A 23610-nucleotide genomic window follows, 5' to 3' on the forward strand; every position below is an offset into this window, starting at 1 on the left:
AGTCAGGGCTGATCGGTGCACGGGCAGAGGGGAGGGCGGACATGCGGTTGTTGACGGTCGCGGCGATGAGGCGGGTCGATGCGGCAGCCATCGACGGCGGCGTGCCGGTCCTCCGGCTGATGGAGGCTGCCGGCGCCGCGGTCGCCGCCCGCGCCCGGGCTCGCCTGCCGGCGGGCGGAAAGACGGTCGTCCTGTGCGGACCCGGCAACAACGGAGGCGACGGCTTCGTGGCCGCGCGCCTGCTGGCGGAGGCCGGCTACGGCGTCGACCTCGTCCTTCTCGGTGAGCGTGCGGCGCTAAAAGGGGACGCCGCCCTGGCCGCCCAGGCCTGGACGGGACCGGTGCGTCAGGTCGACGGCAGCCCGCTGCCGTCCTGCGACCTCGTGATCGACGCCCTGTTCGGGGCCGGTCTGTCGCGCGATCTCGACGGCGCCGCCCGCGCGCTCGTCGAGGCGGTGAACGCCGCCGGGGTCCCGGTGCTCGCGGTCGACGTGCCGACCGGGATCGACGGCAATACCGGTGCGGTGCGAGGTGTCGCGATCCGGGCGGTGGAGACCGTGACCTTCGTGGCGTTCAAGCCCGGACACCTGCTCCAACCCGGACGCAGCCTCTGCGGGCAACTCAGCCTCGCGGATATCGGGACCGGACCGGAGGCGCTCGCGGTCGGTCTGGCCGTCGGCCCGCCGCTCCATCGGAACGGGCCCGACCTGTGGGCCGGAGCCTTCCCGCGGCTCAGCGGATTGAGCCACAAATACACCCGCGGCCACGCCCTCGTGCTGTCCGGGCCGGCCACGAAGACCGGGGCCGCCCGGCTGGCCGCCCGCGGTGCCCTGCGGGTCGGCGCCGGGCTCGTGACCGTCGCGTCGCCGCCCGCGGCGCTCGCTGAGAACGCCGCGCATCTCACGGCGATCATGCTGCGGCCTTGCGAGAGTGCCGATGACCTCGACGACCTGCTCACCGACGAGCGGCTGAATGTGGTTCTGGCCGGTCCGGGACTCGGGACCGGCGAGCCCACCCGGGAACGCGTCGCCGTGGCGGCGGCGGCCGGGCGCGGCCTCGTTCTCGATGCCGACGCGCTGACGAGCTTCGCCGGGCAGGCGCGCCTTCTCGCCGCCCATTTGGCGGATGGCGATGCCCGGGCCGTCCTGACCCCCCATGCCGGCGAGTTCGCGCGGCTCTTCGACGGTACGGCGGCGGCAGGCGCCGCCGACAAGGTCGCGCGGACCCGCGCGGCGGCGGAACTCACCGGCGCCGTCGTGGTCCTCAAGGGCGCCGATACTGTCGTCGCCGCCCCGGACGGCCGCGCGGCGATCAACGACCACGGCAGCCCCTATCTCGGCACTGCGGGCTCCGGGGATGTGCTGGGTGGCCTGATCGCCGGCCTGATGGCCCAGGGCATGGACCCCTTCGAGGCCGCCGCCACCGGGGTGTGGCTCCACGGCGATGCCGGCCTGCGCCACGGTCCCGGCCTGATCGCCGAGGACATCCCGGAGCTGATGCCGGCGGTGCTCCGGGACCTCGTCGAATCCGCGCTCAGGTGACTTCGAAGACGGTCCACAGGCCGGTGTCGAACCGCTCCAGCACCGTGGCGCTGATCAGCCAGCGCCCCGGATTGTCGGCCAGGAAGCCGATCCGTGCGGTCCTGCCCTCCAGGAGCTGGAACGTGTCCAGCCAGTAGGGCTCCCAGCCATCGTCGAGGGGGTGGAGCAGCCGGAAGCAATGGCCGTGCAGGTGCAGGGCCTGGGGAAAGGCGGTATCGTTGCGCAGGGCCAGCACCACGACCTGGCCGCGCTTCACCGAGAAGATCGGCTGGAGGCCCGTGGTGCCGCTCACACCGTTCACCGACCAGATCTTCTGCGGATCGCCCGTATAGACGGCGTCGGGCGCCGGACCGTCCTTGGCGCCTCCCTTGTCCTTCGGCACGAAGGCGCCGCCGGTGATCACGACGTCGCGGCGCAGGGCGTTCTGGAGCTTGACCTCGGCCGGCAGGCGCTTGTTCTCGCCGATCGGCCCGATCGGCGGCCGCTTCTCGGTGATCTTGGCGCCCTTCGTGGTGACGCTGGCCAGGATGAGGCCCTTGCCGATCAGCGCGTGGATCGCGCAGGTGGCGCCTTCCTCCTCCGGCAGGTCGACGAGCAGGTCGTAGCGGGTTCCCGGCGGGAAGGGCAGGGTGGCCCGGAGCGGCTCGAACGTGTCGGTGGGCTGCCCGTCGACCGCCGCCACATAGACCTTGACGCCTTCGAACTTGATGCGCGTCGCCCGGGCGTTGCAGGCATTGCCGAGGCGCAGGCGGACCCGGGCCCCGGGGCGGGCCTCGAAGATGCCCGGCACCGGCTTGCCGTTGACCGTGACGAGGTTGCCGAGGCGCCCGTGTGCGGCCGCGAGCGGAACCTGCCCGAAGGGCAGGAGCGTGCCGTCATCCTCGAGCCGCCAATCCTGCAGGACGACGCTGACATCGGCATCGACGGCGGGCGGATTCGCCTCCTCGACGACCAGCATGCCCGCGAGCCCGCGCCCCGACGGTTCGCTCGACCCCCCGACGACCAACGGCCGGATCAGGTAGGAGCCGGCATCCGGCGGCGTGAACGCGTAGAGGAAGTCGCCGCCCGGCGGGATCGGCGCCTGGGTCACCCCGCCGACGCCGTCCATGGCGTTGACGTTGCGCACCCCGTGCCAGTGCAACGCGAGCGGCTTGTCGGTCCGGTTCTCGACCTTCAGCCGCACCGGCTGGCCGAGCTTGACCCGGACGACGGGCGGCAGGGCCTTACCGTCGAAGCACCAGACCGGCGTTTCGGGCGCGGGCTCCGACCGGAACCGAGCCCGGCCGGGGGCCGCCGGCAGGGCGGCCGGTTCCGGTTGCGCCGGAGACGCCGCCCCGCTGCCGGGGGGCGGGCTCGGCGCCTGGGCCCGCGCCGCGTCCGGCACCAGCCCGAAGGCGGCGGCGGTGGCGAGGAGGCTCCGGCGCGACGGCGAGCCGGCGCGCGAATCGGTCGGCGGCACGGGGCGGGATGGCGGCATGGGATCTCGGCTGCGGCTCGCGACGGGTTCGCTCCATAGCGGCGTGTCGGCTCCCGCGCCACAGGGGTAAGTTTTTTGCTGCGGGCCGGCCGGCCCATGCTATAGGGCGCGCTTCCGGCGGCCGGCGATGCGCCGGATGTCGGCGCGCGCGGGCGTGGCGGAACTGGTAGACGCGCTGGATTTAGGTTCCAGTGTCGCAAGACGTGGGGGTTCGAGCCCCTCCGCCCGCACCAGGACGTCTGCTGCGGTAGCGGTCCCCTCGGGACCCTCCGTCCCGTACCCGACATCTCGGCATCCCGGTCCGCGCGAGCACGACGCCGGCCCGCCCGGCGAACCCAGGTTTCTTTGAAGAGCGACGACGACGATGCAGGTGACCGAGATCAACGCCCAGGGGCTGAAGCGCGAGTTTCAGGTTCTGCTGGCCGCCCAGGAACTCGAGGAGCGCCTGACCAACGAGCTGTCCGGCATGAAGGACAAGGTGCAGCTCAAGGGCTTCCGCCCCGGCAAGGTGCCGGTCGCGCATCTGCGCAAGGTCTACGGCCGCTCCGTGATGGCTGAGGTGGTGCAGAACGCCGTCAACGAGGCCAATCGCCAGATCGTCGCCGACAACGGCCTCAAGCTCGCCCTGGAGCCGCAGGTCGAGTTCCCGAGCGATCAGGCCGAGGTCGAGAAGGCGCTCGACGCCAAGGGTGACCTCGCCTTCAAGGTCGCCCTCGAGGTGATGCCGAGCTTCGAACTCGCCGACCTCTCCGACGTCAGCCTGACCAAGCGCGTCGCCAAGCCTTCCGACGCGGAGGTGGACGAGGCCCTGGAGCGCATGGCCGGCCAGGGCCGCCCGTTCGCCGAGCGCGACGAGGGCGCGGAGGCCCAGAGCGGCGACCGCGTCACCATCGACTTCGTCGGCCGCATCGACGGCGAGGAGTTCCAGGGCGGCAAGGGCGAGGGCATCGATCTGGAGCTGGGCTCCGGCTCGTTCATCCCGGGCTTCGAGGACCAGCTCGTCGGCGCCAAGGTCGGCGACAAGCCGCTCGTGAAGGTCACCTTCCCCGAATCCTACGGGGCCGAGCACCTCGCCGGCAAGGACGCCGAGTTCGACGTGACGGTCACGAAGATCCAGGCGCCGGGCGAGGCCAAGGTGGACGACGAGTTCGCCAAGTCCATGGGCATGGAGTCGCTGGAGAAGCTCCGCGAAGCCGTGTCGGAGGCGATCGGCCGCGACTTCGAGGCCGCCACGCGCCGCCGCCTCAAGAAGGACCTCCTCGACGCCCTGGACGGCAAGTACGCCTTCGAGCTGCCTCCGTCCCTGGTGGCGCAGGAATTCGCCGCGGTCTGGGCCCAGGTCGAGCAGGACCTCAAGACGCGCGGCAAGACCTTCGAGGATGAGGACACCACCGAGGAGAAGGCCCAGGCCGAGTACCGGAAGATCGCGGAACGGCGCGTCCGTCTCGGTCTCGTGCTTGCGCAGGTCGGCGAGAGCGCCGATATCAAGGTCTCGGATGAGGAGGTGAACCAGGCCCTCATCGCCCGGGTCCGGCAGTTCCCGGGCCAGGAGCAGCAGGTCTGGGACTTCTACCGGAAGAATGCGCAGGCGCTCGCGGAACTCCGCGCGCCCCTGTTCGAGGAGAAGGTCGTTGACCACGTCCTCGGGCAGGTCAAACTCGTCGAGGAGCCTGTCTCGAAAGAGGCGCTTTTCGCAGACGAAGATGACGACGACACGACCGGCGAGAAGCCGGCAGACAAGGCCGAGGCCAAGACCGAGGCAAAGGCCGACTGAGTCCCGCCCTGTCCGAGCGACGGCGGGCAAGGGTTAGGCGATGGTTAAGCATCGCCGGTGTTCGCTGACATGCCCGGGGCTGCCCTGATTCGCGGCAGCCCCGGGCCTCACTCCTGGGCAGGACGAGATGAGAGATCCGATCGACGTCTACAACAATGCGCTCGTGCCGATGGTCGTCGAGCAATCGAGCCGCGGCGAGCGCGCCTTCGACATCTACTCCCGCCTGCTGCGCGAGCGCATCATCTTCCTCACCGGCCCCGTGGAGGATTACGGCGCGTCGCTGATCGTGGCGCAGCTGCTGTTCCTCGAGGCGGAGAATCCGAAGAAGGAAATTTCCTTCTACATCAACTCCCCCGGCGGCGTGGTCACCTCGGGCCTGTCGATCTACGACACGATGCAGTTCATCCGCTGCCCGGTGACGACGCTGTGCGTCGGCCAGGCCGCCTCCATGGGATCGCTGCTGCTCACCGCCGGCGAGCCCGGCCACCGCTTCGCCCTGCCGAACGCCCGGATCATGGTCCATCAGCCGTCGGGCGGCTTCCAGGGCCAGGCGACCGACATACTGATCCATGCCCGCGAGATCGAGGCGCTGAAGCGGCGCCTGAACGAGATCTACGTGAAGCACACGGGTCGCGACTACGACACGATCCACACCGCCCTTGAGCGCGACAATTTCATGACCGCGGACGCGGCCAAGGAGTTCGGGCTCATCGACGAGGTGATCGAGAAGCGCCCCGAGCCGGCAGCCGCCTGATCGGATCCGCGACGCCTGACCGCCGCGGCGCGGCCTTGATCCCGCCGCGGCAGCGTGTTTGCATCCGAGATCGGGCCCTTCGGTCAAAGGCGCGCAGCACACTGTTTCTTTAAACGGGCCCCCTACATTCAAACGATGCGCGTCCGCCCCCTTGCCGGCTGCGGACGCGAGGAATCGGAGACCGATATGAGCAAGACTGGCGGCAACGACTCGAAGAGCACGCTGTATTGCTCGTTCTGCGGCAAGAGCCAGCACGAGGTCCGCAAGCTGATCGCTGGCCCGACCGTGTTCATCTGCGACGAGTGCGTCGAGCTGTGCATGGACATCATCCGCGAGGAGTCGAAATCCTCGCTGGTGAAGAGCCGCGACGGGGTGCCGACCCCGAAGGAGATCCGCCGCGTCCTCGACGACTACGTCATCGGCCAGGACTTCGCCAAGAAGGTCCTCTCGGTCGCCGTGCACAACCACTACAAGCGGCTCGCGCACGCGACGAAGCACAACGACGTCGAGCTGGCCAAGTCCAACATCATGCTGATCGGGCCGACCGGCTCGGGCAAGACGCTGCTCGCGCAGACGCTCGCCCGCATCCTCGACGTGCCGTTCACCATGGCGGATGCCACGACCCTCACCGAGGCCGGCTACGTCGGTGAGGACGTCGAGAACATCATCCTCAAGCTGCTCCAGGCCTCGGACTACAACGTCGAGCGGGCGCAGCGCGGCATCGTCTACATCGACGAGATCGACAAGATCTCCCGCAAGTCCGACAACCCGTCGATCACCCGCGACGTGTCGGGCGAGGGCGTGCAGCAGGCGCTCCTGAAGATCATGGAGGGCACGGTCGCCTCCGTTCCGCCCCAGGGCGGCCGGAAGCACCCGCAGCAGGAATTCCTGCAGGTCGACACGACCAACATCCTGTTCATCTGCGGCGGCGCCTTCGCGGGGCTGGAGCGGATCATCTCCCAGCGCGGCAAGGGCACCTCGATCGGCTTCGGCGCGACCGTGCAGGCCCCGGACGACCGCCGCACCGGCGAGATCTTCCGCTCGGTCGAGCCGGAGGACCTCCTGAAGTTCGGCCTCATCCCCGAGTTCGTCGGCCGCCTGCCGGTCCTGGCGACGCTTGAGGATCTCGACGAGGCCGCGCTGAAGAAGATCCTGCAGGAGCCGAAGAACGCCCTGGTCAAGCAGTACCAGCGGCTCTTCGAGATGGAGAACGTCGATCTGACGTTCCAGGACGACGCGCTGTCGCTCGTCGCCCGCAAGGCGATCGAGCGCAAGACCGGCGCCCGCGGCCTGCGCTCCATACTGGAGACGATCCTGCTCGACACGATGTACGACCTGCCGGGCCTCGAGTCCGTGGAGCAGGTCGTGATCGGTCCGGAGGTGGTCGAGGGCAAGTCGCGTCCCCTCTACATCCACGGCGACCGCAACAAGGAAGCGCCCGCCAGCGTCAGCGCGTAAGCGCTTGGTAGGGTTGCGTTAAGCGCCCGGCTCCGGCCGGGCGCGCTGCGGGGAACATCTTGAAAACGCTGCGCCCCGCAGCCACCTCAGGCTCAGCGCGGTGGCCGCACGCTCCTTCGAGGTCCGGTCCGCGTCACCAGCCGCAAAGTTTTCGAAATTCCGACCCTCGCGGCCCGGTCGGCCCCTGGCTGTAGGCGCGCTCCATGCTTGGAGGTGCTGAACCCGGGCGTCCCTGAGAGGAAGTCAGCATGTCACAGTCGAAATCGCGCCAGCCGGTGGTCCCGGGCACGACGGGCACCTACGCCGTCCTCCCCCTGCGCGACATCGTCGTCTTCCCGCACATGATCGTGCCCCTGTTCGTGGGGCGCGAGAAGTCGATCCGCGCCCTTGAGGAGGCGGTCCGCACCGACCGCCACATCCTGCTCGCCACCCAGATCAACGCGGGCGACGACGATCCGGCCACCGATGCGATCTACAAGATCGGCACCCTTGCCTCCGTCCTCCAGCTCCTGAAGCTGCCCGACGGCACCGTGAAGGTGCTGGTGGAAGGCGTCGGCCGCGCCAAGGTCACGGGCTTCACCCGCTCGGACGAGTACTACGAGGCCACCGCCGAGGCCCTGCACGACGAACTCGGCGACCGCGTCGAGGCCGAGGCGCTCGCGCGCTCGGTGCTCTCGGAGTTCGAGAACTACGTCAAGCTGAACAAGAAGATCTCGCCCGAGGTCGTCTCCGCCGTGACCCAGATCGACGAGCCGTCCAAGCTCGCCGACACGATCGGCTCGCATCTGCTCGTTAAGATTTCCGACAAGCAGGGCATCCTGGAGACCCCCACGGTGGCGCAGCGCCTCGAGCGCGTGCTGTCGCTCATGGAGAGCGAGATCTCCGTGCTGCAGGTGGAGAAGCGCATCCGGACCCGCGTCAAGCGGCAGATGGAGAAGACCCAGCGCGAGTACTACCTGAACGAGCAGATGAAGGCGATCCAGAAGGAGTTGGGCGACTCCGAGGATGGCCGCGACGAGCTGGCTGAGCTGGAAGAGAAGATCGAGAAGACAAAGCTCTCCAAGGAGGCCCGCGACAAGGCGACGGCGGAGCTGAAGAAGCTGCGCCAGATGTCGCCGATGTCGGCCGAGGCGACCGTCGTGCGCAACTACCTCGACTGGATGCTCGGCATCCCGTGGGGCAAGCGCTCGAAGATCAAGAAGGATCTGCTCGGCGCGCAGGCGCTCCTCGACGAGGACCATTTCGGCCTTGACAAGGTCAAGGAGCGGATCGTCGAGTACCTCGCCGTGCAGCAGCGGGCGAATAAGCTCACCGGTCCGATCCTGTGCCTCGTCGGTCCCCCCGGCGTCGGCAAGACCTCGCTCGGCAAGTCCATCGCCAAGGCGACGGGTCGTGAGTTCGTGCGCATGTCGCTCGGCGGCGTCCGTGACGAGGCCGAGATCCGCGGTCACCGCCGGACCTATATCGGCTCGATGCCCGGCAAGATCGTGCAGTCGATGCGCAAGGCCAAGACCTCGAACCCGCTCATCCTGCTCGACGAGATCGACAAGATGGGCATGGACTTCCGCGGCGATCCGTCGGCGGCGCTCCTCGAGGTGCTCGACCCTGAGCAGAACAGCACCTTCAACGACCACTACCTGGAGGTGGATTACGACCTCTCGAACGTGATGTTCGTGACCACGGCCAACACCCTCAACATCCCGGGCCCGCTCATGGACCGGATGGAGGTGATCCGCATCGCCGGATACACCGAGGAGGAGAAGGTCGAGATCGCGCGCAAGCACCTGATCCCGAACGCCCTGAAGAAGCACGGGCTGGGGACGCACGAGTGGTCGATCGACGATGACGGGCTGATGATGCTGGTCCGCCGCTACACGCGGGAGGCCGGCGTCCGGAACCTGGAGCGCGAGCTGTCTAACCTGATCCGCAAGGCGGTGAAGGAGATCCTGATCACCAAGACCAAGTCGGTCGCGGTGACGACGGAGACCCTTCCGGTCTTCCTCGGCCCGCCGAAGTTCCGCTACGGCGAGATCGACGCGGACGATCAGGTGGGTGTGGTCACGGGTCTGGCCTGGACCGAGGTCGGCGGCGAGTTGCTGACGATCGAGGGCGTCATGATGCCCGGCAAGGGCAAGATGACGGTCACCGGCAATCTGAAGGACGTGATGAAGGAGTCGATCTCGGCGGCGGCGAGCTACGTCCGCTCCCGGGCGATCGACTTCGGGATCGAGCCGCCGCTCTTTGAGCGTCGCGACATCCACGTCCACGTTCCGGAGGGGGCGACCCCGAAGGACGGTCCGTCGGCCGGCATCGCCATGGCCACCGCGATCATCTCGACGCTGACCGGGATCCCGGTCCGCCGTGACGTCGCGATGACCGGCGAGGTGACGCTCCGCGGTCGGGTCCTGCCGATCGGCGGCCTGAAGGAGAAGCTGCTCGCCGCGCTGCGCGGCGGTATCAAGACGGTGCTGATCCCCGAGGAGAACGCCAAGGACATCGCCGAGGTGCCCGACAGCGTGAAGAACGGGCTGGAGATCGTCCCGGTCTCGCGGATGGATCAGGTGCTGGAGAAGGCGCTGGTCCGTCAGCCCGAGGCGATCGAGTGGGAAGAGCCGCTGCCGGTGGCCAAGCCTGCCCGGACCGAGGAAGACGGCGCCGCCTTCGTGGCTCACTGACGAAGACGTCCGAATGATACGAGCCCCCGGAGCTTCGCGCCCCGGGGGCTTTTTCATGCGCGGAGGCTTGGATGCGCGTCCTGCTGATCAACCCGAACACCAGCGCGCATGTCACCGACCTCGTCGCCGCCCATGTCCGTGCGCAACTCGGTGACCAAGCGGAACTGCGCGCCGTCACAGGCCGCTTCGGGGCGCGTTACATCGCGAGCCGGGCTGCCGCATCCATCGCCGGCCATGCGGCGCTCGACGCCCTCGCGGAGCATGGGGCTGAGTGCGACGCGGTGTATCTGGCCTGCTTCGGCGATCCGGGTCTTCTCGCCCTGCGCGAGCTGTCGCGGGTGCCGGTCATCGGCATGGCGGAAGCCGCCTGTCGCGAGGCCGCCGCGGCGGGCCGTTTCGGCATCGTCACCGGGGGCGCGGCCTGGGAGCCGATGCTGCGGGAATTCGTGGCGGCCCTCGGCCTGTCCGATGCTCTGGCGGCGCTCCACACGGTGGCTCCGAGCGGTGGCTCCATCGCCCGTGATCCGGACGCCGCCCTGGCGACCCTGGCCGAGGCCTGCCGCGCCTGCGCGGCGTCCGGCGCCGAGCGCGTCATTCTCGGAGGTGCCGGCCTCGCGGGACTGGCGCGGCGGATCGCGGCGCAGGTTCCCGTTCCGCTGATCTGCTCGGTCGAGGCGGGAACCCGTGCGGTTCTGGCAGCGGGGGCGACCGGGACGGTCCGGTTCAGGCCAGAGCCCGTGGAGAGCGTTGGCTTGGCGCCGGCACTGGCGGCGCGGCTCGTCGATCCCTGACGCCGATCCGAAACGGAGCCCCTTGCACCGCACCGGCGCCATGCCGTAACGGTCGCCGGCCGGGCGGTTAGCTCAGTTGGTAGAGCGTCTCCTTTACACGGAGAGGGTCGGGGGTTCGAGTCCCTCACCGCCCACCAGAAACCTCCCTCTTTCGCGGAGCTGGCCGTTCCATCGGTCGCACGTTCTGCGCGGGGACCGTTCTGACGGCACCGCCACGCCACCGAGCCGGCAAAGCGCGCCAGGGGGCGAGCCGGGCCTCGTAACGAGGTCCCGGAGGGGATCACGCGCGGTCCGGCGGCGCGTCGGTTTCGACGGCGTCTTCTGCGGCAGGACCGAGGGCCAATGCGTACCTTTCGATCCTGCGCATCTGTCCGCGCGCCACTTGGCCCGGGGTGGAGCATCGATCTGTGGGCTGAGCGGCAGCGCCTCCGAACGTCAACGATTGCAATTGTTTGAGAGCCATGTGCCGGTCTGGCGTATCGAGGGCCGATCGGCGCACGTCGTGTGAATCGCGACCTCGGGGCCGGCCTACGCCTCGGCCGATTAGGTCGCACCGCCAGGCGCGACCCGATCGGGCATCGCGAGGAGGCCTGCCGGGCGGGCTCAGGCCGCCCGGACGGTGGTCAGGAAGCGTCGCACCTCGGCCGACAGATGTTCGGATTGCTGCGACAGCTCGGACGCCGAGGTGAGGACGTGCGCGGCGGCTGCGCCCGTGTCTTCGGAGGCGTGGGCCACACCCGCAATGTTGCCGGTCACTTCGGCCGTGCCGCTCGAAGCCTGCGCCACGTTGCGCACGATCTCCTGCGTGGCGGCGCTCTGCTGCTCGACGGCCGCCGCGATGCTGGAGGCCACGTCGTTGATCTCGCGGATCCGCCCCGTGATCCCACCGATGGCCGAAACGGCCTGGTCGGTCACGCCCTGCACCTGCCCGATCCGCCGGCCGATCTCCTCGGTGGCCCGTGCCGTCTGATTGGCCAGCTCCTTCACCTCGGCCGCCACCACGGCGAAGCCGCGGCCCGACTCTCCCGCCCGGGCGGCCTCGATCGTCGCATTGAGGGCCAACAGGTTGGTCTGGCCGGCGATGTTCGAGATCATTCCCACCATCGCGCCGATCTGCTCGGCGGCCTGGCTGAGTTCCTGCACGAGGCGCGTGGTCTGGTCCGCCTCCGCCACCGCAGCCTGGGCGAGCCCGGCCGAGCCGGCCACCTGCCGGCCGATCTCCTGCACGGAGGTCCCCAATTCCTCGGCGGCTGCCGCCACGGTCCCGACATTGGCCGCCGCCTCCTCGGCCGCCGCGGCGACCGTGGTCGATTGCGCGGCCGTCTGGCTCGCATTGGCGGTCATCTGCTCCGCCGTGGCCTGCAACTCCGTGGAGGACGAAGAGACCATGCTGACGATGCCGCCGACCGCCCGCTCGAAGCTGTCGGCCAGTTCGACCATCGTGCGCCGGCGCTCCGCCGCGGCGGCCGCATCGGCGATCTGCCGGAGTTCCGCTTCCTCAGCGGCTTTGCGGGCGACCATGGTCTTGATGTTGTCGACGGCGCGGCCGAGCGCGCCGATCTCGTCGCCCCGCTGGCTTTCGGGGATCTCCGCGTCGATCTCGCCGGCGGCCATGCGCTCCAGCACCGCCACCAAGCGGGTGATCGGGCGCTGGATGTTGAGCATCAGCAGGATCGCGGCCGTGAGCAGGCTCAGCAGCATGGCCGCACCCGCCAAGAGGCCGAAGCGCGTCGCTGCGCTGACCTGCTCGGTCGTGGTCTCCATGGCCTTGTCGGTGAAGCCGCGCGCGTTGGCCACGGCCTGATCGATCATGCCCTCGGCCCGGGCGATCTGCTCCGTGATCGACCGTCGTGCCGCGTTCGCCGCGTCCGGATCGACCGCGCCGCCGCGCAGGTCCGTCCGTCCGGCGTCGGCATAGGTCCTCACGGCGCCGGCCAGATCCTGCAACGCTGTCCCGCTGTCACGCAGGATCTGCGGCTTCAACGCGATGGCGATCGGGCGCTCGAGGCCGCGTGACGCCTGCTCGGCTTCCTTGGCCGCCCGGGTGACGGCCGCGTCGGCCTCGGAAGCGGTCCGGGCCAGATCGACGGCCTTGAAGCTCAGCTGGATCCGGTTCAGGGCGACCTGCGCCTGCGAGATCCCGGTCAGGATCGTCTGCTCCCGGGCGACGGCGTCGGTCGCTTCCGCGATCCGACGGTCGCTGTTCCATTGGTTGTAGATCACGCCAGTAGCGAACAAGGCCGTCACGGCGGACGACAAAATCAGTTTGCGGCCGATTGTCAGGCGGGGCATGTGGATCGCCAGTATCCGAGGTGATTGAGCTGGAATTACGTGCTCAATCTTCGGGGTATCGGATAAAGAAAATCCTAATCGCGCGTTTTTTTCCTTGGTGTCGCGATTTTCGACTTGTGTGCGCAAGAGGTTTCGGGCGCGCGCAGGGATTGGCGGCACCGCATCCGCGTGCCCGACGCATGCGAAGGCGAAAAGTTCCGGGTCGGCTGAGATTTATTGCGCGGGAAACCGGGCGGTCAAAGCGACGGCGGCGGCGACGGGCAGCGATAACGGGCTGGATCGAGGTGAACGGCGCGTCGTTGGATCGGAACATTCCCGTCGCAGGCCGTGATCGGGCCGTGATCGGGCCATGTCCGGTGGACTGATCGGAATCTGCACGGGGCAGCATCTTCAAGCACCCTCGCCACGCGCGGGGCCGCCGGACGCGTCAGGCGCAGGCTTGCACCGCGCAGGCCGCGCGCACGACCGCAGCGGCCTGGAAATGATGGAGCATGTGGCCGGCGTCCGGCAGACGTTCGAACCGCGCGCCGGGGATCATCCCGGCCGCCCGCATTCCGTGCAGGGTGCTGTTCACCACCAGGTCGGCGCTGCCGCCCAGGATGCGGACGGGCCGGTGCAGCGACGGGTAGCCGAGGACGTTGCGGGTCAGCGCCGGCCAGAGCCAGCCGGCATCCTCCCCCTCGGCGGTGATCTGCCCCGGGCGACCCGCGAGATCGAACGGGAAGTCCCGAGCGAAGCGCGGCGGCATCGCCTCGGGAAAGAACATCGCGTTCCACAGGAGCGGCAGGAGCATCCGGTCGCTGCTCGCGGCCAGGAGGGCCGACAGAGCGTCGCCGCCGAACGGCAGCGCCCGCGGCCCGAACAGCACCTGCTCCAGCCGCGGCTCCGGGAAGCAGATCGGCGCCAGGGCCACGACGCCGGCGATCTCCTCAGGATGGAGCATCCCGTACGCCAGGGCGACGGCCCCGCCGAACGAGTGACCCAGGATCACCGGCCGCCGCAGGCCGAGGCGCTGCACGGCTTCCCGGATGCTCGCGGCCTGATCCCAGATGTCGGCGGCGGCGCCCCGCGGGCGTCGGCTGAAGCCGTGGCCCGGTCGGTCGACGGCGACCACGCGGAAATGCTCGGCCAGTGCCGGCACGGGGCCGAGCCAGACGTCCTCCAGGCACATCAGCGTGCCGTGGATCGCCACGAGGTCCGGTCCGGTGCCGGTCTCCGCGTAGGCGATCGTCCGGTCCTGCGCCAAAGCGACGATCCGGCGCGGCACGATCCGGGGATCGGCCCCGGCTCCCTGCGCCGGCCGAGCGGCGCCGGGCAGAGCCTCCGTGCCAGCGGCCACTTACAGGCGCCGCCGGCGCCCGGACGATGGGCCGAGCACCGCGAAGGCCGTGACCGCGCCGACGCCGAGGAGGCCGGCCGCGGCGGCGAGGGGGTGCAGGCTCGCACGGGTATAGGCGCTGGTCCGCATGACCGGGACGGGCGGGTCGCCCCGCGTCTCGCCGGCCGCCACCGGCGCATGCAGGGCGCCGTTCGGATTGCGCGGCGCGTCCGTCCGCTTCTGCAGGGCGATGATCGCCGAGCTGAGGTGGTCGTAGGCCCCGGGTGCGAATTCCTTGCCGGCCACGAAGGCCTTGCCGGCCCCGCCCACGATGATGTCGCGCTGCGGGTGCACGGCCGCGTGCAGGATGGCGTTGGCGACTTCCTCCGGCGGGTAGATCGGAGGCGGCAGGCTCGGTTCGCGGTCCATGTAGTTGCGCGCCCGCTGGGGCAGGGGCGTGTCGATCGAGGCCGGCTTGATCAGCGTCACCGAGACCGGCGCCTTCTCGTCCATCAGCTCCATGCGCAGGGCATCGGTGAAGCCCTTCACGGCGTGTTTCGAGGCCGCGTACATGCCTTGGTACGGGAAGGCGAGATCCGAGGCGATGCTGCCGACGTTGATGAGGGCGCCACCGTGCTGCCGCAGGTGCTCGGTCGCCACCAGGGACCCGTAGACGGTGCCCCAGAAGTTGGTCTGGATCAGGCGCTCATGGTCGGCGTCGCTGACCTCGCGCAGCCGGCCGTAGATCGAGCCGCCCGCGACGTTCACCCAGGTGTCGAAACCGCCGAAGGTCGCCACGGCCCGGTCGGCGACCGCCTGCACGTCGGCCCGCCGGCCGACATCGGCCACGACGTCGATCGCCTTGCCGCCGACGCCCTCGATCTCGGCCCGGATGCGCGCCAGGGCGTCGCCGCTGCGCGCCGCCAGCACCACCCGGGCGCCGCGTTCGGCCGCCATACGGGCCGTGGCGAGGCCGATGCCCGACGAGGCGCCGGTGATCACGATCACCTGCGCGCGGAGCGGCTTATGCGTCATGCGGTATCCCCGATGCTGCCCGGCGCGGCCGCACGGAAGCGGCCACACGCTGTGCTATCGATCGGGGAGGCCGCATGTTCCGAGCGCGCCTGCGGGCGATCGGGTCGCAGGGACGTCGGGTCCTGCGCGCTCAGCGTCCGTAGATGTCCTCGACGCGGATGATGTCGTCCTCGCCGGTGTAGGAGCCGACCTGGACCTCGATCAGCTCCAGCGGGATCTTCCCCGGATTGGCCAGCCGGTGCATCGAGCCGATCGGCAGGTAGACCGCCTCGTTCTCGTGGACCAGCACCACCCGGTCGTCGATCGTCACCTCGGCGGTGCCGCGCACCACGACCCAGTGCTCCGCCCGGTGGTAGTGCTTCTGCAGCGATAGCCGCCCGCCCGGCACCACCTGGATCCGCTTCACCTGGAAGCGCTCGCCGATGTCGATGCGCTGGTACCAGCCCCAGGGCCGGTACATCCGCAGATGCGCGTCCGCCTCCGGCGCGCCCGAGGCCCGCAGGGCGTTGACCAGATCCTTCACCTGGCCCGAATGCGCCTTGGAGGCCACCAGCACCGCGTCGGGGGTGGAGACGACCACCACGTCCTCCAGGCCGACCACCGCGGTCAGGCCCTCGCCCTGGCTGTGCACGAGGCTGTTCTTCGTGCCGATCAGCGAGACCCGGCCGCGCACGGCGTTGCCTTCCGCGTCGTGGTCCAGCACCTGCCAGACCGCGTCCCAGGTGCCGACATCCGACCACGAGAACGACACCGGCAGCACGCCGGCCCGGGCGGTCCGCTCCATCACCGCGTAGTCGATCGAGATCTTGGGCGCCTGGGCGAAGGCCGCCGCATCGAGGCGCACGAAGTCGAGGTCGGTCACCGCCGCCTCCAGCGCCGCCCGCGCGGCCGCCAGCACCTCGGGGACGAACGCCTCCAGCTCGGCCAGCATCAGGTCGGCGCGGAACAGGAAGTAGCCCGAGTTCCACAGGGCGCCGTCCGTGATCAGCGCCTCGGCGCCGGCCCGGTCGGGCTTCTCGACGAAGCGGGCGACCCGGGCCGCGCCGGGCGCCTCGGCGATCGGCTCGCCCCGGCGGATGTAGCCGTAATCGGTGGCGGGCCGGTCCGGCTCGATGCCGAGCGTCATGGTGTAGCCGGCCTGGGCGCCGGCGGCCGCGCGCCGCACCGCGTCGACGAAGGCCTCCGTGTCGGGCACGACATGGTCGGCGGCCAGGATCAGCACCACGGCCTGCGGGTCGGCGGCGGCGGCGTGCAGTGCGGCCACCGCCACGGCGGCGGCCGAGTCGCGGCCCTGCGGCTCCAGCAGGATGTCGGCGGCAAGACCCAGCTGGTCACGCTGCTCGGCGACGATGAAGCGGGCCTCCGCCGAGGCGATGACCGTGGGCCTGGCGAAGACGGACGCGTCCGACACCCGCGCCAGCGTCGCCTGGAAGGTCGAGCGCTCGGCATCCACCAGCCGGGCGAACTGCTTGGGCATGCTCTCCCGCGACGCCGGCCACAGCCGCGTCCCCGTCCCCCCGCACAGGATCATCGGGTGGATCTGGATCGAAGATCGGGACATGGCGGCGTCTCCCGAGAGGGCTCGGCGGGGGCGCGGCCGAGCCCGCCCCGCGCGGGTGCGATGGACTCTCGGCCGCCGATTTCCAGATCTGCCCTTACCGTCGGGGCGGAGACTGAACAAGCTGCGCGCATTATCCGCGCCGGAACGGACTGGCTCCGTGCCGGGGGATGGTTATTTCTGACCTGACATGAATGCGCCCGTCCCCACCCCCCCGGCCGACGATCCGGTGCCGTCCCCGCGCCGGATCCCCTCGGTGGAGCGCCTCGTCGGCGCCGCGTCGCCCGCGGAACTCGAGACCTACGGACGGACGGCCTTCACGGATGCCATCCGGACGGTTCTGGCCGGGATCCGGGCCGGGGGCCGCCCCGTCCCGGACGCGGCGGCGATCCGGGCCGAAGCGTCCGCGCGGCTCGCCGCCGAGCGCCGCCCGTCCCTGCGGCCGGTCTTCAACCTGACCGGGACGGTGCTCCACACCAATCTCGGTCGCGCCCTGCTGCCCCGCTCGGCCGCGGAGGCGGTGGCCGCCGTGATGGTGCAGGCGAGCAACCTCGAATTCGATCTGGCGACCGGCGCCCGCGGCGAGCGCGACGACCATGTCGAGGCGCTGATCTGCCGCCTGACCGGCGCCGAGGCCGCGGTGGTCGTCAACAACAACGCGGCGGCGGTCCTGCTGGTGCTGAACGCGCTCGCCATGCGCAAGGAGGTGGTGGTCTCCCGCGGCGAGCTCGTGGAGATCGGCGGCTCGTTCCGGGTGCCGGACGTGATGGTGCGGGCCGGCTGCCGCCTGCGCGAGGTCGGCACCACCAACCGCACCCACCTGCGCGACTATGCGGAGGCCCTCGGGCCCCGCACCGGCTTGGTGATGAAGGTGCATCCGAGCAACTACGCCATCGCGGGCTTCACCGCGGCGGCGGATCCCGTCGCCCTCCACGCCCTCTGCCGGGAGCGGGGCGTGCCGCTGGCGGACGACCTCGGCAGCGGCAGCCTCGTCGACCTCGCGGCCTACGGCCTGCCCCCCGAGCCCACGGTCCGGGTCGCCCTGGAGCGGGCGGATGTCGTGACCTTCAGCGGCGACAAGCTGCTCGGCGCGGTCCAGTGCGGCATCGTCGCCGGCCGGAAGGACCTGATCGCCCGTGTGCGCAAGAACCCCCTGAAGCGCGCCCTGCGCGTCGACAAGATGACCTACGCGGCCCTCGAAGCCGTGCTGCGGCTCTATCTGCATCCCGAGCGGCTGCGTGCGGAGCTGCCGACCCTGCGGCTCCTCACCCGCGAGCGGCACGCGATCGCCGCACAGGCCGAGCGCCTCGCCCCCGCGGTGGCGGAGCGGCTCGCCGGCCGGGCCACGGTCTCGGTCGCCGACTGCATCAGCCAGATCGGATCCGGCGCCCTGCCGGTGGAGACGCTTCCCAGCGCCGCCCTGGTCCTGACGCCGAACGCCCCGGGGGGACGGGGCGGCGGCGGGCGGTGCCGGCGGCTCGCCGAGGATCTGCGCCGGCTTCCGGTGCCGGTGATCGGCCGCATCAGCGACGAGGCCGTCCGCCTCGACCTCCGGACCCTGGAGGACGAGGCCGGCTTCCTCGCCGCCCTGGCGGCGCTGACGCGCGCTGAAGACGGGCGACGAACCACATAGGGTTGTTGAGAGAACGGATCACACGTCTGGATCTTGCGCGCCGGCATCCCGTGTTATGGTATAATGACGGACCTGCGGTCGCGGTCGAGAGTGGCGGTGCGTGGACCGCGATGGGCGAACGATATGGCGTATATTGCCGATACGGCTGAGGCGGAGCCGGAGACGGATCCGCTGCTTCTCGATAACCAGCTTTGCTACGCGCTCTATGCTGCCGCGCATCGAATGACCAAGTCGTACCGGCCCCTGCTCGAGCGGCTCGGACTGACATACCCGCAATATCTGGTCCTGCTGGTGCTGTGGGAGCAGGACGGCGTCACCGTGTCGGAGATCGGCCGGCGCCTGCGTCTGGATTCCGGCACGCTGACACCGGTGCTGAAGCGCCTGGAGGGCGCGGGCTTCCTGCTCCGGACCCGCCGCCAGTCCGACGAGCGCGAGGTCGAGATCGCCCTGACGCCCGAGGGCGCCGCTTTGCGCGCCGACGCGGTCTCCGTCCGCGAGAGCGTGATGTGCCAGCTCGAACTCAGCGAGCCGGAGATCCGCGCCCTCCGCAAGGATCTCAGCCTCGTCATCGAGCGGCTCAGCGTGAGCGACTGAGGCGCCCTCGGAGCCGCGATGAGCCGCTTGCGCCGCGCTGGAGCGATCGGCCTCACCGCCGCAGGCGGTTGCCCAGGACGAAGCCGTAGAGCCCCATCAGGATGATGCCGACGCCGCCCTCGATGCCGACCAGCAGGTTGGTGACGCGGCCGGTGGGCTTGAGGCCGATCTCCGGCGGGTTGGCGGTCATCATGTTGAGCGCGCTGTAGCTCAGGAGGTCGAGGGGATTGTAGGTCGGCCCCGCCTCCGGCCCCTCCAGGATGAACAGGCCGCCGGTGAGCCCGAAGAGGCCCGCGAACACCACGATCAGCAGGGCGAAGGCCCGGGCGATGCGCGACAGGCTCTCGCCGTAATCGCACAGCCACTCGACGAAGCGGTCCGCGGTCCAGCGATAGCCGTGGCGCAGGAAGCCGGCCCCGTCCCGGGCGCCCCAGGCGCCGCGGGCCTGCTGGCCGGCATGGAAGCGGCCCATCCGCCGGCCGCGCTTGTAGGCCCAGCTCGCCGCGTCGTGGCTTCCGATGCTCTTCCAGTTCTGCTCCAGCGCGAGGTAGCTCGCCTGGGCGGCCTCGTAGGCGCCGGCCACTTCCTCGCCCACCGCCCCGCCGAGCTGCTCCACGCTCATCCGCGTTCCGTTGAGCCAGGCGCCGGCGAAGCGGGCATGCCGCAGGCGGCAGGTGCCGAGGTTCAGCCGTACGAGGTCGGTGTCCGAGAGATCCGCGCCCGAAAGATCGGCACCGTCGAGCTTCGCCCCGGTGAAATGCGCCCCCCGCAGCCGCGAGCCGGCGAGCGACGCCTTGGTCAGGCTCGCCTCGGCGAAATCCGCATGGGTCAGATTGGCGTCGGTGAGCTTGGCCTCGTCGAGCCGCGCCCCGCGGAAGACCGTGTCGTCCGCATCCGCCCCGGAGAAATCCGCACCCCAGAGGTCGGCCTCGGCGAAATCGGTCCCGTCCAGGAGGGCGCCGGACAGGTCGGCGAAGCGCATCGCGGCGTGCCCGAAGCGGGCATCCTCCAGCATCGCCCCGGCGAACTTCACCTGACCAGCGACGATGCCGGTGAAGTCCGCCCCCGAGAGGTCGGCCTCGGACAGGTCGGCCTCCTCCAGGATCGCGCCGGTGAAGCGCGTCGAGCGTCCGACGGCGCCGGCGAGGCGTGCCCGGCGCAGGTTGGCGCCGGAGAGGTCGGCCTGCTCCATGCGGGCACGGGACAGGTCCGCACCGGCCAGCGCCAGTCCGCCGGACTCGACGTCCGTGCCGATGCCGGCGTCCGGCTGTGCGGCGAGCGCGTCCGGCCCGGCGCTCAGCTGCGACAGGTCCGCGCCCGGCTCATGCAGGGGCGCCCCGCCGGCGATCCGGTCGAGGAGGGCGCGCAGCCGCGACTCCACCGGAGTGTCCGGTCGTGCATCGGGTGGGGTCGCTTGGTCCATGGTCGTTCCTTGCCGGAACGCGCGACCGGACGCCAGACACGCCGCTCACGGGCCCTGGGTCGCGGCCGCCACCCGCACGGCGATCGCCTTGGCGGCCGGCGTCTTGGACTGCTCGTCATGGTGCCAAAGCGGCAGCAGCACGTTCAGCTCCGGATAATACCCGGCGCAGTTGCCCTCCGGGATGTCGTAGGCCACCACGCGCAGGCCGCCGACGCGCCGCGGCACTTGGTCCTCGGCCTCGGTCGCCACGGCGACGGTGAGGCCGTCCCTCAGCCCCAGCCGGGCGATGTCCCGCCGGTTCATGAACAGCACGTCGCGGGTGCCCTTCACCCCGCGGAAGCGGTCGTCGTAGCCGTAGACCGTGGTGTTGAACTGATCGTTCGACCGCAGGGTGATCAGATCGAGCACGTCCGGGCCGCGGGCGGGAAGGTCCGGATCGGCCTCGAGGCCCTCGGGGACCGCGAAATTCGCCTTCCCGGTCTCGGTCTCCCACTTGCGGTCGCGGGCGCCCAGCGGTTTCAGCAGGCCGCCGGGCTGGAACATCCGACCGTTCAGGTCGTGGAACACGCTCGGGTAGGTCGCTTCGATCGCGTCGCGCACCCGCGCGTAATCGGCGACCCAGGCATCCCAGTCGATGCGGGGATTCGGCGGCAGGGTCGCCTTGGCGATCTCCGCCACGATCCAGGGTTCGGCGCGCACATGCGGACCGACCGGATCGGCCACCCCCCGCGAGCCATGGAACTGCGCGGTGGAGCTCTCGATCGACACGGCCTGCGGGCCGCTCGCCTGCCGGTCGATCTCGATCCGGCCGAGGCACGGCAGGATGTAGGCGACGGCGCCGTTCACGAGGTGGGAGCGGTTGAGCTTGGTCGAGACCTGCACCGTGAGCCGTTGCCGGCGCCAGGCCGGCTCCATCCGGCCGGTATCGGGGATCGCCCGCAGGAAGTTGCCGCCGAGCCCGATGAACGCCTTCACGCGTCCATCGAGGAGCCCCTCGCAGGTCTCCACCGTGTTGAGCCCCTTCTCCCGCGGTGGCTCGAAGTCGTAGAGTTCCTTCAGCCGGTCGAGCGGTGCCAGTTCGGGCTTCTCGGTGATGCCGACGGTACGCTGACCCTGCACGTTCGAGTGGCCCCGCACCGGGCAGATCCCGGCGCCGGGCTTTCCGATATTGCCGCGCAGAAGCAGCAGGTTGACGAGCATCCGGACGGTCTCGGTGCCCTTGCGGTGCTGGGTCAGGCCCATCCCGTAGATGCCGATCACCGCCTTCGCGCGGGCGTAGACGCCGGCGGCCGCCTCCAGCGCCGTCCGGGTCAGTCCGGAGCGCCGCTCCAGGGCGGCCCAATCCTGCCCGTCGCAGAAGCGGACGAAGGCCTCGAAGCCGTGGGTGTGCTCGGTGATGAAGGCGCGATCGAGGACCCCCGGCCGGCCGGCGGCGTCCGCCGCCCGGTCGAGGGCGAGCAGCGCCTTGCACAGGCCGGTGAGCGCCGCGAGATCCCCGCCGGCTTTCACTTGGTGATACTGCGTCGAAATCTTGGTGGAGGAGCGCGTCAGCATCTCTACCGGCGATTGCGGGTCGGTGAAGCGCTCCAGCCCGCGTTCCCGGAGGGGGTTGAAGGTGATGATCTGGGCCCCCCGGCGCCGCGCCTCCTGGAGCGGGTGCAGCATCCGCGGCGAATTCGACCCGACATTCTGGCCGAAGAAGAAGATCAGATCGGTGGTCTCGAAGTCCTCCAGCAGCACCGTGCCCACCGGCGCGCCGATCGATTGCGGCAGGGCCACCGAGGTCGGCTCGTGGCACATGTTGGAGGAATCCGGCAGGTTGTTGTTGCCGTAGAGCCGGGCGAGCAGCGCCCACATGTAGCTGGTCTCGAGGGAGGCCCGTCCCGAGGCGTAGAACACCACCGATTTCGGGTCCTGCGCGCGCAGGTCCTTCAGCTCCCGGCCGATCTCCGCGAGGGCCTCCGCCCAGGCGACGGGCCGGTAGCGGTCCGTCTCCGGATCGTACCGCATCGGATGGGTGAGGCGTCCCTGCTCTTCGAGGGCGTAGTCGCTCCAGCCGAGGAGTTCGGTCACCGTGTGTTCGGCGAAGAAGTCCGGGGTCGCCCGCCGCCGCGTCTGCTCCCAGGCGGTCGCCTTGGCGCCGTTCTCGCAATACTCGAAGGCGAGGGGCTTGGCGGGCTTCGCCCAGGCGCAGGACGTGCACATGTAGCCGTCCGGCTTGTTCTGCTTCAGCAGCATCGCCGAGCCGGTGATCGGCACGCCCTCACGGGTCAGGATCTCGACGAGGGAGCGGGCCGAGCCCCAGCCGCCCGCCGGGCCGTCATAGGGCTCGATCCGGACGTCGTCGGTCTTCTGATCGGCCATGCCGTCCTCCCATCCGGCGCATCGATCACCGGACGAAGGGAACGCACGAGGGAGCGAATGGGATCACGGGCGCGTCACCGCGTTCTTGGACGGCTTTCCTTGCCGATGGCGCGGATCTAACGTCGAGCCGCGGACCGACCGCCGGAGGAGGAAACCATGGCCAGCGTCGACGTCGAGATGGTGAAGTGTGCGTGCCAGGATTGCGTCTGCGTGATTCCGGTCTCCAAGGCCGTGTCGCGGGACGGCAAGGCCTATTGCTGCGACGACTGCGCGGACGGCCACAAGAATCACGCCGGCTGCGAGCACGCCGGCTGCGCCTGCCACGGCTAGGGCCGCTCGCAATCGCGCTGCGACGGTCTGGAGAAGGCATCTTTGGTCGAGACAGCCGCGACGCGCCCCCTCTCCCGTGCGGGAGAGGGTTGGGGTGAGGGATCAGGTCTTTCCGGAAAGCTCTCGCCCCTCACCCTGTCCCTCTCCCGCACGGGAGAGGGGACCCGCGCCTCGCTCGGCGCGGGCTCGGCTGTCGTCACTCCGCCGACCTGATCGGGAGCGGCTCTGCGTCCGTGCCCGTCCTCGCGGTCAGGAGACCGCCGCGAGCTTGTCGGCCATCGACTGATCCTTGTCGCGGCGCGTCGAGAAGATCAGCGTGAAGAAGGTCCGCTGGACGCCGAGTTCGGCGAGCTTCGCCTCGCATCGCTCGGCCAGCGCGCAGATCTCCGACAGCTCACCCTCGATGTTCGTGCCGTTGGGATGCATCGTGGCGGTGAGCCCGCTCGCCTCGATGATGTCCTTGATCGCCCGGACGTAGGGCGAGACCGACGGGCCGACGCCCATCGGCACGATGCAGAGGTCGGCCGAAACTTTCATGGTGCCTGCCTGATCCGGGGGAAGCGGCCCCGCACGGTTCTGCGACCGGACGCGGG

The 23610-nt window shown here is 70.2% G+C and carries 17 protein-coding genes and 2 tRNA genes; 11 read left to right on the forward strand and 8 right to left on the reverse strand.

Features of this window, described 5'->3' with window-relative positions:
- Positions 1-41: 41 nt before the first annotated feature.
- A complete protein-coding gene (locus tag P9K36_RS28660; protein ID WP_278306278.1) occupies positions 42-1541 on the forward strand; it encodes an NAD(P)H-hydrate dehydratase in 1500 nt (499 codons plus the stop codon).
- Here the strand turns inward: P9K36_RS28660 and P9K36_RS28665 are convergent.
- On the reverse strand, positions 1534-3018 hold the full coding sequence (locus P9K36_RS28665; RefSeq protein ID WP_043760222.1) for a multicopper oxidase family protein: 1485 nt from the start codon (positions 3016-3018) through the stop codon (positions 1534-1536). The genes P9K36_RS28660 and P9K36_RS28665 overlap by 8 nt on opposite strands.
- Positions 3019-3166: 148 nt before the next feature.
- On the opposite strand from P9K36_RS28665, the gene P9K36_RS28670 reads away from it, so the two are divergent.
- The 7 genes from P9K36_RS28670 to P9K36_RS28700 all read left to right on the forward strand — a co-directional run bounded on the left by P9K36_RS28670 (position 3167) and on the right by P9K36_RS28700 (position 10607).
- Positions 3167-3251 (forward strand) — tRNA-Leu (locus P9K36_RS28670).
- Positions 3252-3382: 131 nt separating this feature from the next.
- A complete protein-coding gene (gene tig / locus P9K36_RS28675) occupies positions 3383-4792 on the forward strand; it encodes a trigger factor (protein ID WP_043347496.1) in 1410 nt (469 codons plus the stop codon).
- 127 nt (positions 4793-4919) lie between these two features.
- A complete protein-coding gene (locus P9K36_RS28680; RefSeq protein ID WP_012322036.1) occupies positions 4920-5546 on the forward strand; it encodes an ATP-dependent Clp protease proteolytic subunit in 627 nt (208 codons plus the stop codon).
- A 186-nt stretch (positions 5547-5732) separates the two neighbouring features.
- Entirely contained in the window at positions 5733-7004 is a 1272-nt protein-coding gene (gene clpX / locus P9K36_RS28685) for an ATP-dependent Clp protease ATP-binding subunit ClpX (protein WP_043385521.1), read from the forward strand.
- A gap of 248 nt (positions 7005-7252) precedes the next feature.
- A complete protein-coding gene (gene lon / locus P9K36_RS28690; protein WP_043357208.1) occupies positions 7253-9679 on the forward strand; it encodes an endopeptidase La in 2427 nt (808 codons plus the stop codon).
- Positions 9680-9750: 71 nt separating this feature from the next.
- Entirely contained in the window at positions 9751-10470 is a 720-nt protein-coding gene (locus P9K36_RS28695; protein ID WP_043760225.1) for an aspartate/glutamate racemase family protein, read from the forward strand.
- A gap of 61 nt (positions 10471-10531) precedes the next feature.
- Positions 10532-10607 (forward strand) — tRNA-Val (locus tag P9K36_RS28700).
- A gap of 466 nt (positions 10608-11073) precedes the next feature.
- Here P9K36_RS28700 and P9K36_RS28705 read toward each other — a convergent pair.
- The 4 genes from P9K36_RS28705 to P9K36_RS28720 form a co-directional block, all read right to left on the reverse strand.
- Positions 11074-12762 (reverse strand): HAMP domain-containing methyl-accepting chemotaxis protein, encoded by a 1689-nt coding sequence (locus P9K36_RS28705; RefSeq protein ID WP_043760226.1) that lies wholly within the window; start codon positions 12760-12762, stop codon positions 11074-11076.
- A gap of 427 nt (positions 12763-13189) precedes the next feature.
- Entirely contained in the window at positions 13190-14101 is a 912-nt protein-coding gene (locus tag P9K36_RS28710; protein WP_043760228.1) for an alpha/beta hydrolase, read from the reverse strand.
- Positions 14102-15115: an SDR family oxidoreductase gene (locus P9K36_RS28715; RefSeq protein WP_278306279.1), complete on the reverse strand. Its 1014-nt coding sequence runs from the start codon at positions 15113-15115 to the stop codon at positions 14102-14104.
- A gap of 130 nt (positions 15116-15245) precedes the next feature.
- Positions 15246-16676, reverse strand: a complete 1431-nt coding sequence (locus tag P9K36_RS28720; protein WP_274926289.1) for a mannose-1-phosphate guanylyltransferase/mannose-6-phosphate isomerase — start codon at positions 16674-16676, stop codon at positions 15246-15248.
- A 187-nt stretch (positions 16677-16863) separates the two neighbouring features.
- Here P9K36_RS28720 and selA point away from each other — a divergent pair, with 187 nt between their 5' ends.
- Together selA and P9K36_RS28730 are read left to right on the forward strand one after the other, a co-directional pair.
- Positions 16864-18306 carry an L-seryl-tRNA(Sec) selenium transferase gene (gene selA / locus P9K36_RS28725; protein ID WP_052083774.1) on the forward strand — a complete coding sequence of 481 codons (1443 nt, stop codon included), beginning with the start codon at positions 16864-16866 and terminating at the stop codon, positions 18304-18306.
- Between the two features lie 123 nt (positions 18307-18429).
- Entirely contained in the window at positions 18430-18900 is a 471-nt protein-coding gene (locus P9K36_RS28730) for a MarR family transcriptional regulator (protein WP_043760232.1), read from the forward strand.
- A 52-nt stretch (positions 18901-18952) separates the two neighbouring features.
- On the opposite strand, the gene P9K36_RS28735 is transcribed toward P9K36_RS28730, so the two are convergent.
- Both P9K36_RS28735 and P9K36_RS28740 read right to left on the reverse strand, forming a co-directional pair.
- On the reverse strand, positions 18953-20323 hold the full coding sequence (locus P9K36_RS28735) for a pentapeptide repeat-containing protein (RefSeq protein ID WP_043760234.1): 1371 nt from the start codon (positions 20321-20323) through the stop codon (positions 18953-18955).
- 45 nt (positions 20324-20368) lie between these two features.
- Positions 20369-22687, reverse strand: coding sequence for an FdhF/YdeP family oxidoreductase (locus P9K36_RS28740; protein ID WP_043760236.1), 2319 nt, complete (start codon positions 22685-22687; stop codon positions 20369-20371).
- A 156-nt stretch (positions 22688-22843) separates the two neighbouring features.
- Here P9K36_RS28740 and P9K36_RS28745 point away from each other — a divergent pair, with 156 nt between their 5' ends.
- Entirely contained in the window at positions 22844-23017 is a 174-nt protein-coding gene (locus tag P9K36_RS28745; protein ID WP_043357024.1) for a metallothionein, read from the forward strand.
- 249 nt (positions 23018-23266) lie between these two features.
- Here P9K36_RS28745 and P9K36_RS28750 read toward each other — a convergent pair whose 3' ends face one another.
- Positions 23267-23554 (reverse strand): MTH1187 family thiamine-binding protein, encoded by a 288-nt coding sequence (locus tag P9K36_RS28750; protein ID WP_043357022.1) that lies wholly within the window; start codon positions 23552-23554, stop codon positions 23267-23269.
- Positions 23555-23610: the final 56 nt, after the last annotated feature.

Source organism: Methylobacterium sp. 391_Methyba4 (genome assembly GCF_029691625.1).
GTDB lineage: Bacteria > Pseudomonadota > Alphaproteobacteria > Rhizobiales > Beijerinckiaceae > Methylobacterium > Methylobacterium fujisawaense.

What these genes read in the sequence shown, in the direction of transcription:
- selA (WP_052083774.1), top strand. Translation starts at nt 16,864, where the DNA reads ATGAATGCGCCCGTCCCCACCCCCCCGGCCGACGATCCGGTGCCGTCC.
- P9K36_RS28705 (WP_043760226.1), bottom strand. Translation starts at nt 12,762, where the DNA reads ATGCCCCGCCTGACAATCGGCCGCAAACTGATTTTGTCGTCCGCCGTG.
- P9K36_RS28735 (WP_043760234.1), bottom strand. Translation starts at nt 20,323, where the DNA reads ATGGACCAAGCGACCCCACCCGATGCACGACCGGACACTCCGGTGGAG.
- P9K36_RS28740 (WP_043760236.1), bottom strand. Translation starts at nt 22,687, where the DNA reads ATGGCCGATCAGAAGACCGACGACGTCCGGATCGAGCCCTATGACGGC.
- tig (WP_043347496.1), top strand. Translation starts at nt 3,383, where the DNA reads ATGCAGGTGACCGAGATCAACGCCCAGGGGCTGAAGCGCGAGTTTCAG.
- P9K36_RS28715 (WP_278306279.1), bottom strand. Translation starts at nt 15,115, where the DNA reads ATGACGCATAAGCCGCTCCGCGCGCAGGTGATCGTGATCACCGGCGCC.
- P9K36_RS28660 (WP_278306278.1), top strand. Translation starts at nt 42, where the DNA reads ATGCGGTTGTTGACGGTCGCGGCGATGAGGCGGGTCGATGCGGCAGCC.
- P9K36_RS28730 (WP_043760232.1), top strand. Translation starts at nt 18,430, where the DNA reads ATGGCGTATATTGCCGATACGGCTGAGGCGGAGCCGGAGACGGATCCG.
- P9K36_RS28720 (WP_274926289.1), bottom strand. Translation starts at nt 16,676, where the DNA reads ATGTCCCGATCTTCGATCCAGATCCACCCGATGATCCTGTGCGGGGGG.
- lon (WP_043357208.1), top strand. Translation starts at nt 7,253, where the DNA reads ATGTCACAGTCGAAATCGCGCCAGCCGGTGGTCCCGGGCACGACGGGC.
- P9K36_RS28745 (WP_043357024.1), top strand. Translation starts at nt 22,844, where the DNA reads ATGGCCAGCGTCGACGTCGAGATGGTGAAGTGTGCGTGCCAGGATTGC.
- P9K36_RS28680 (WP_012322036.1), top strand. Translation starts at nt 4,920, where the DNA reads ATGAGAGATCCGATCGACGTCTACAACAATGCGCTCGTGCCGATGGTC.
- P9K36_RS28750 (WP_043357022.1), bottom strand. Translation starts at nt 23,554, where the DNA reads ATGAAAGTTTCGGCCGACCTCTGCATCGTGCCGATGGGCGTCGGCCCG.
- P9K36_RS28665 (WP_043760222.1), bottom strand. Translation starts at nt 3,018, where the DNA reads ATGCCGCCATCCCGCCCCGTGCCGCCGACCGATTCGCGCGCCGGCTCG.
- P9K36_RS28695 (WP_043760225.1), top strand. Translation starts at nt 9,751, where the DNA reads ATGCGCGTCCTGCTGATCAACCCGAACACCAGCGCGCATGTCACCGAC.
- clpX (WP_043385521.1), top strand. Translation starts at nt 5,733, where the DNA reads ATGAGCAAGACTGGCGGCAACGACTCGAAGAGCACGCTGTATTGCTCG.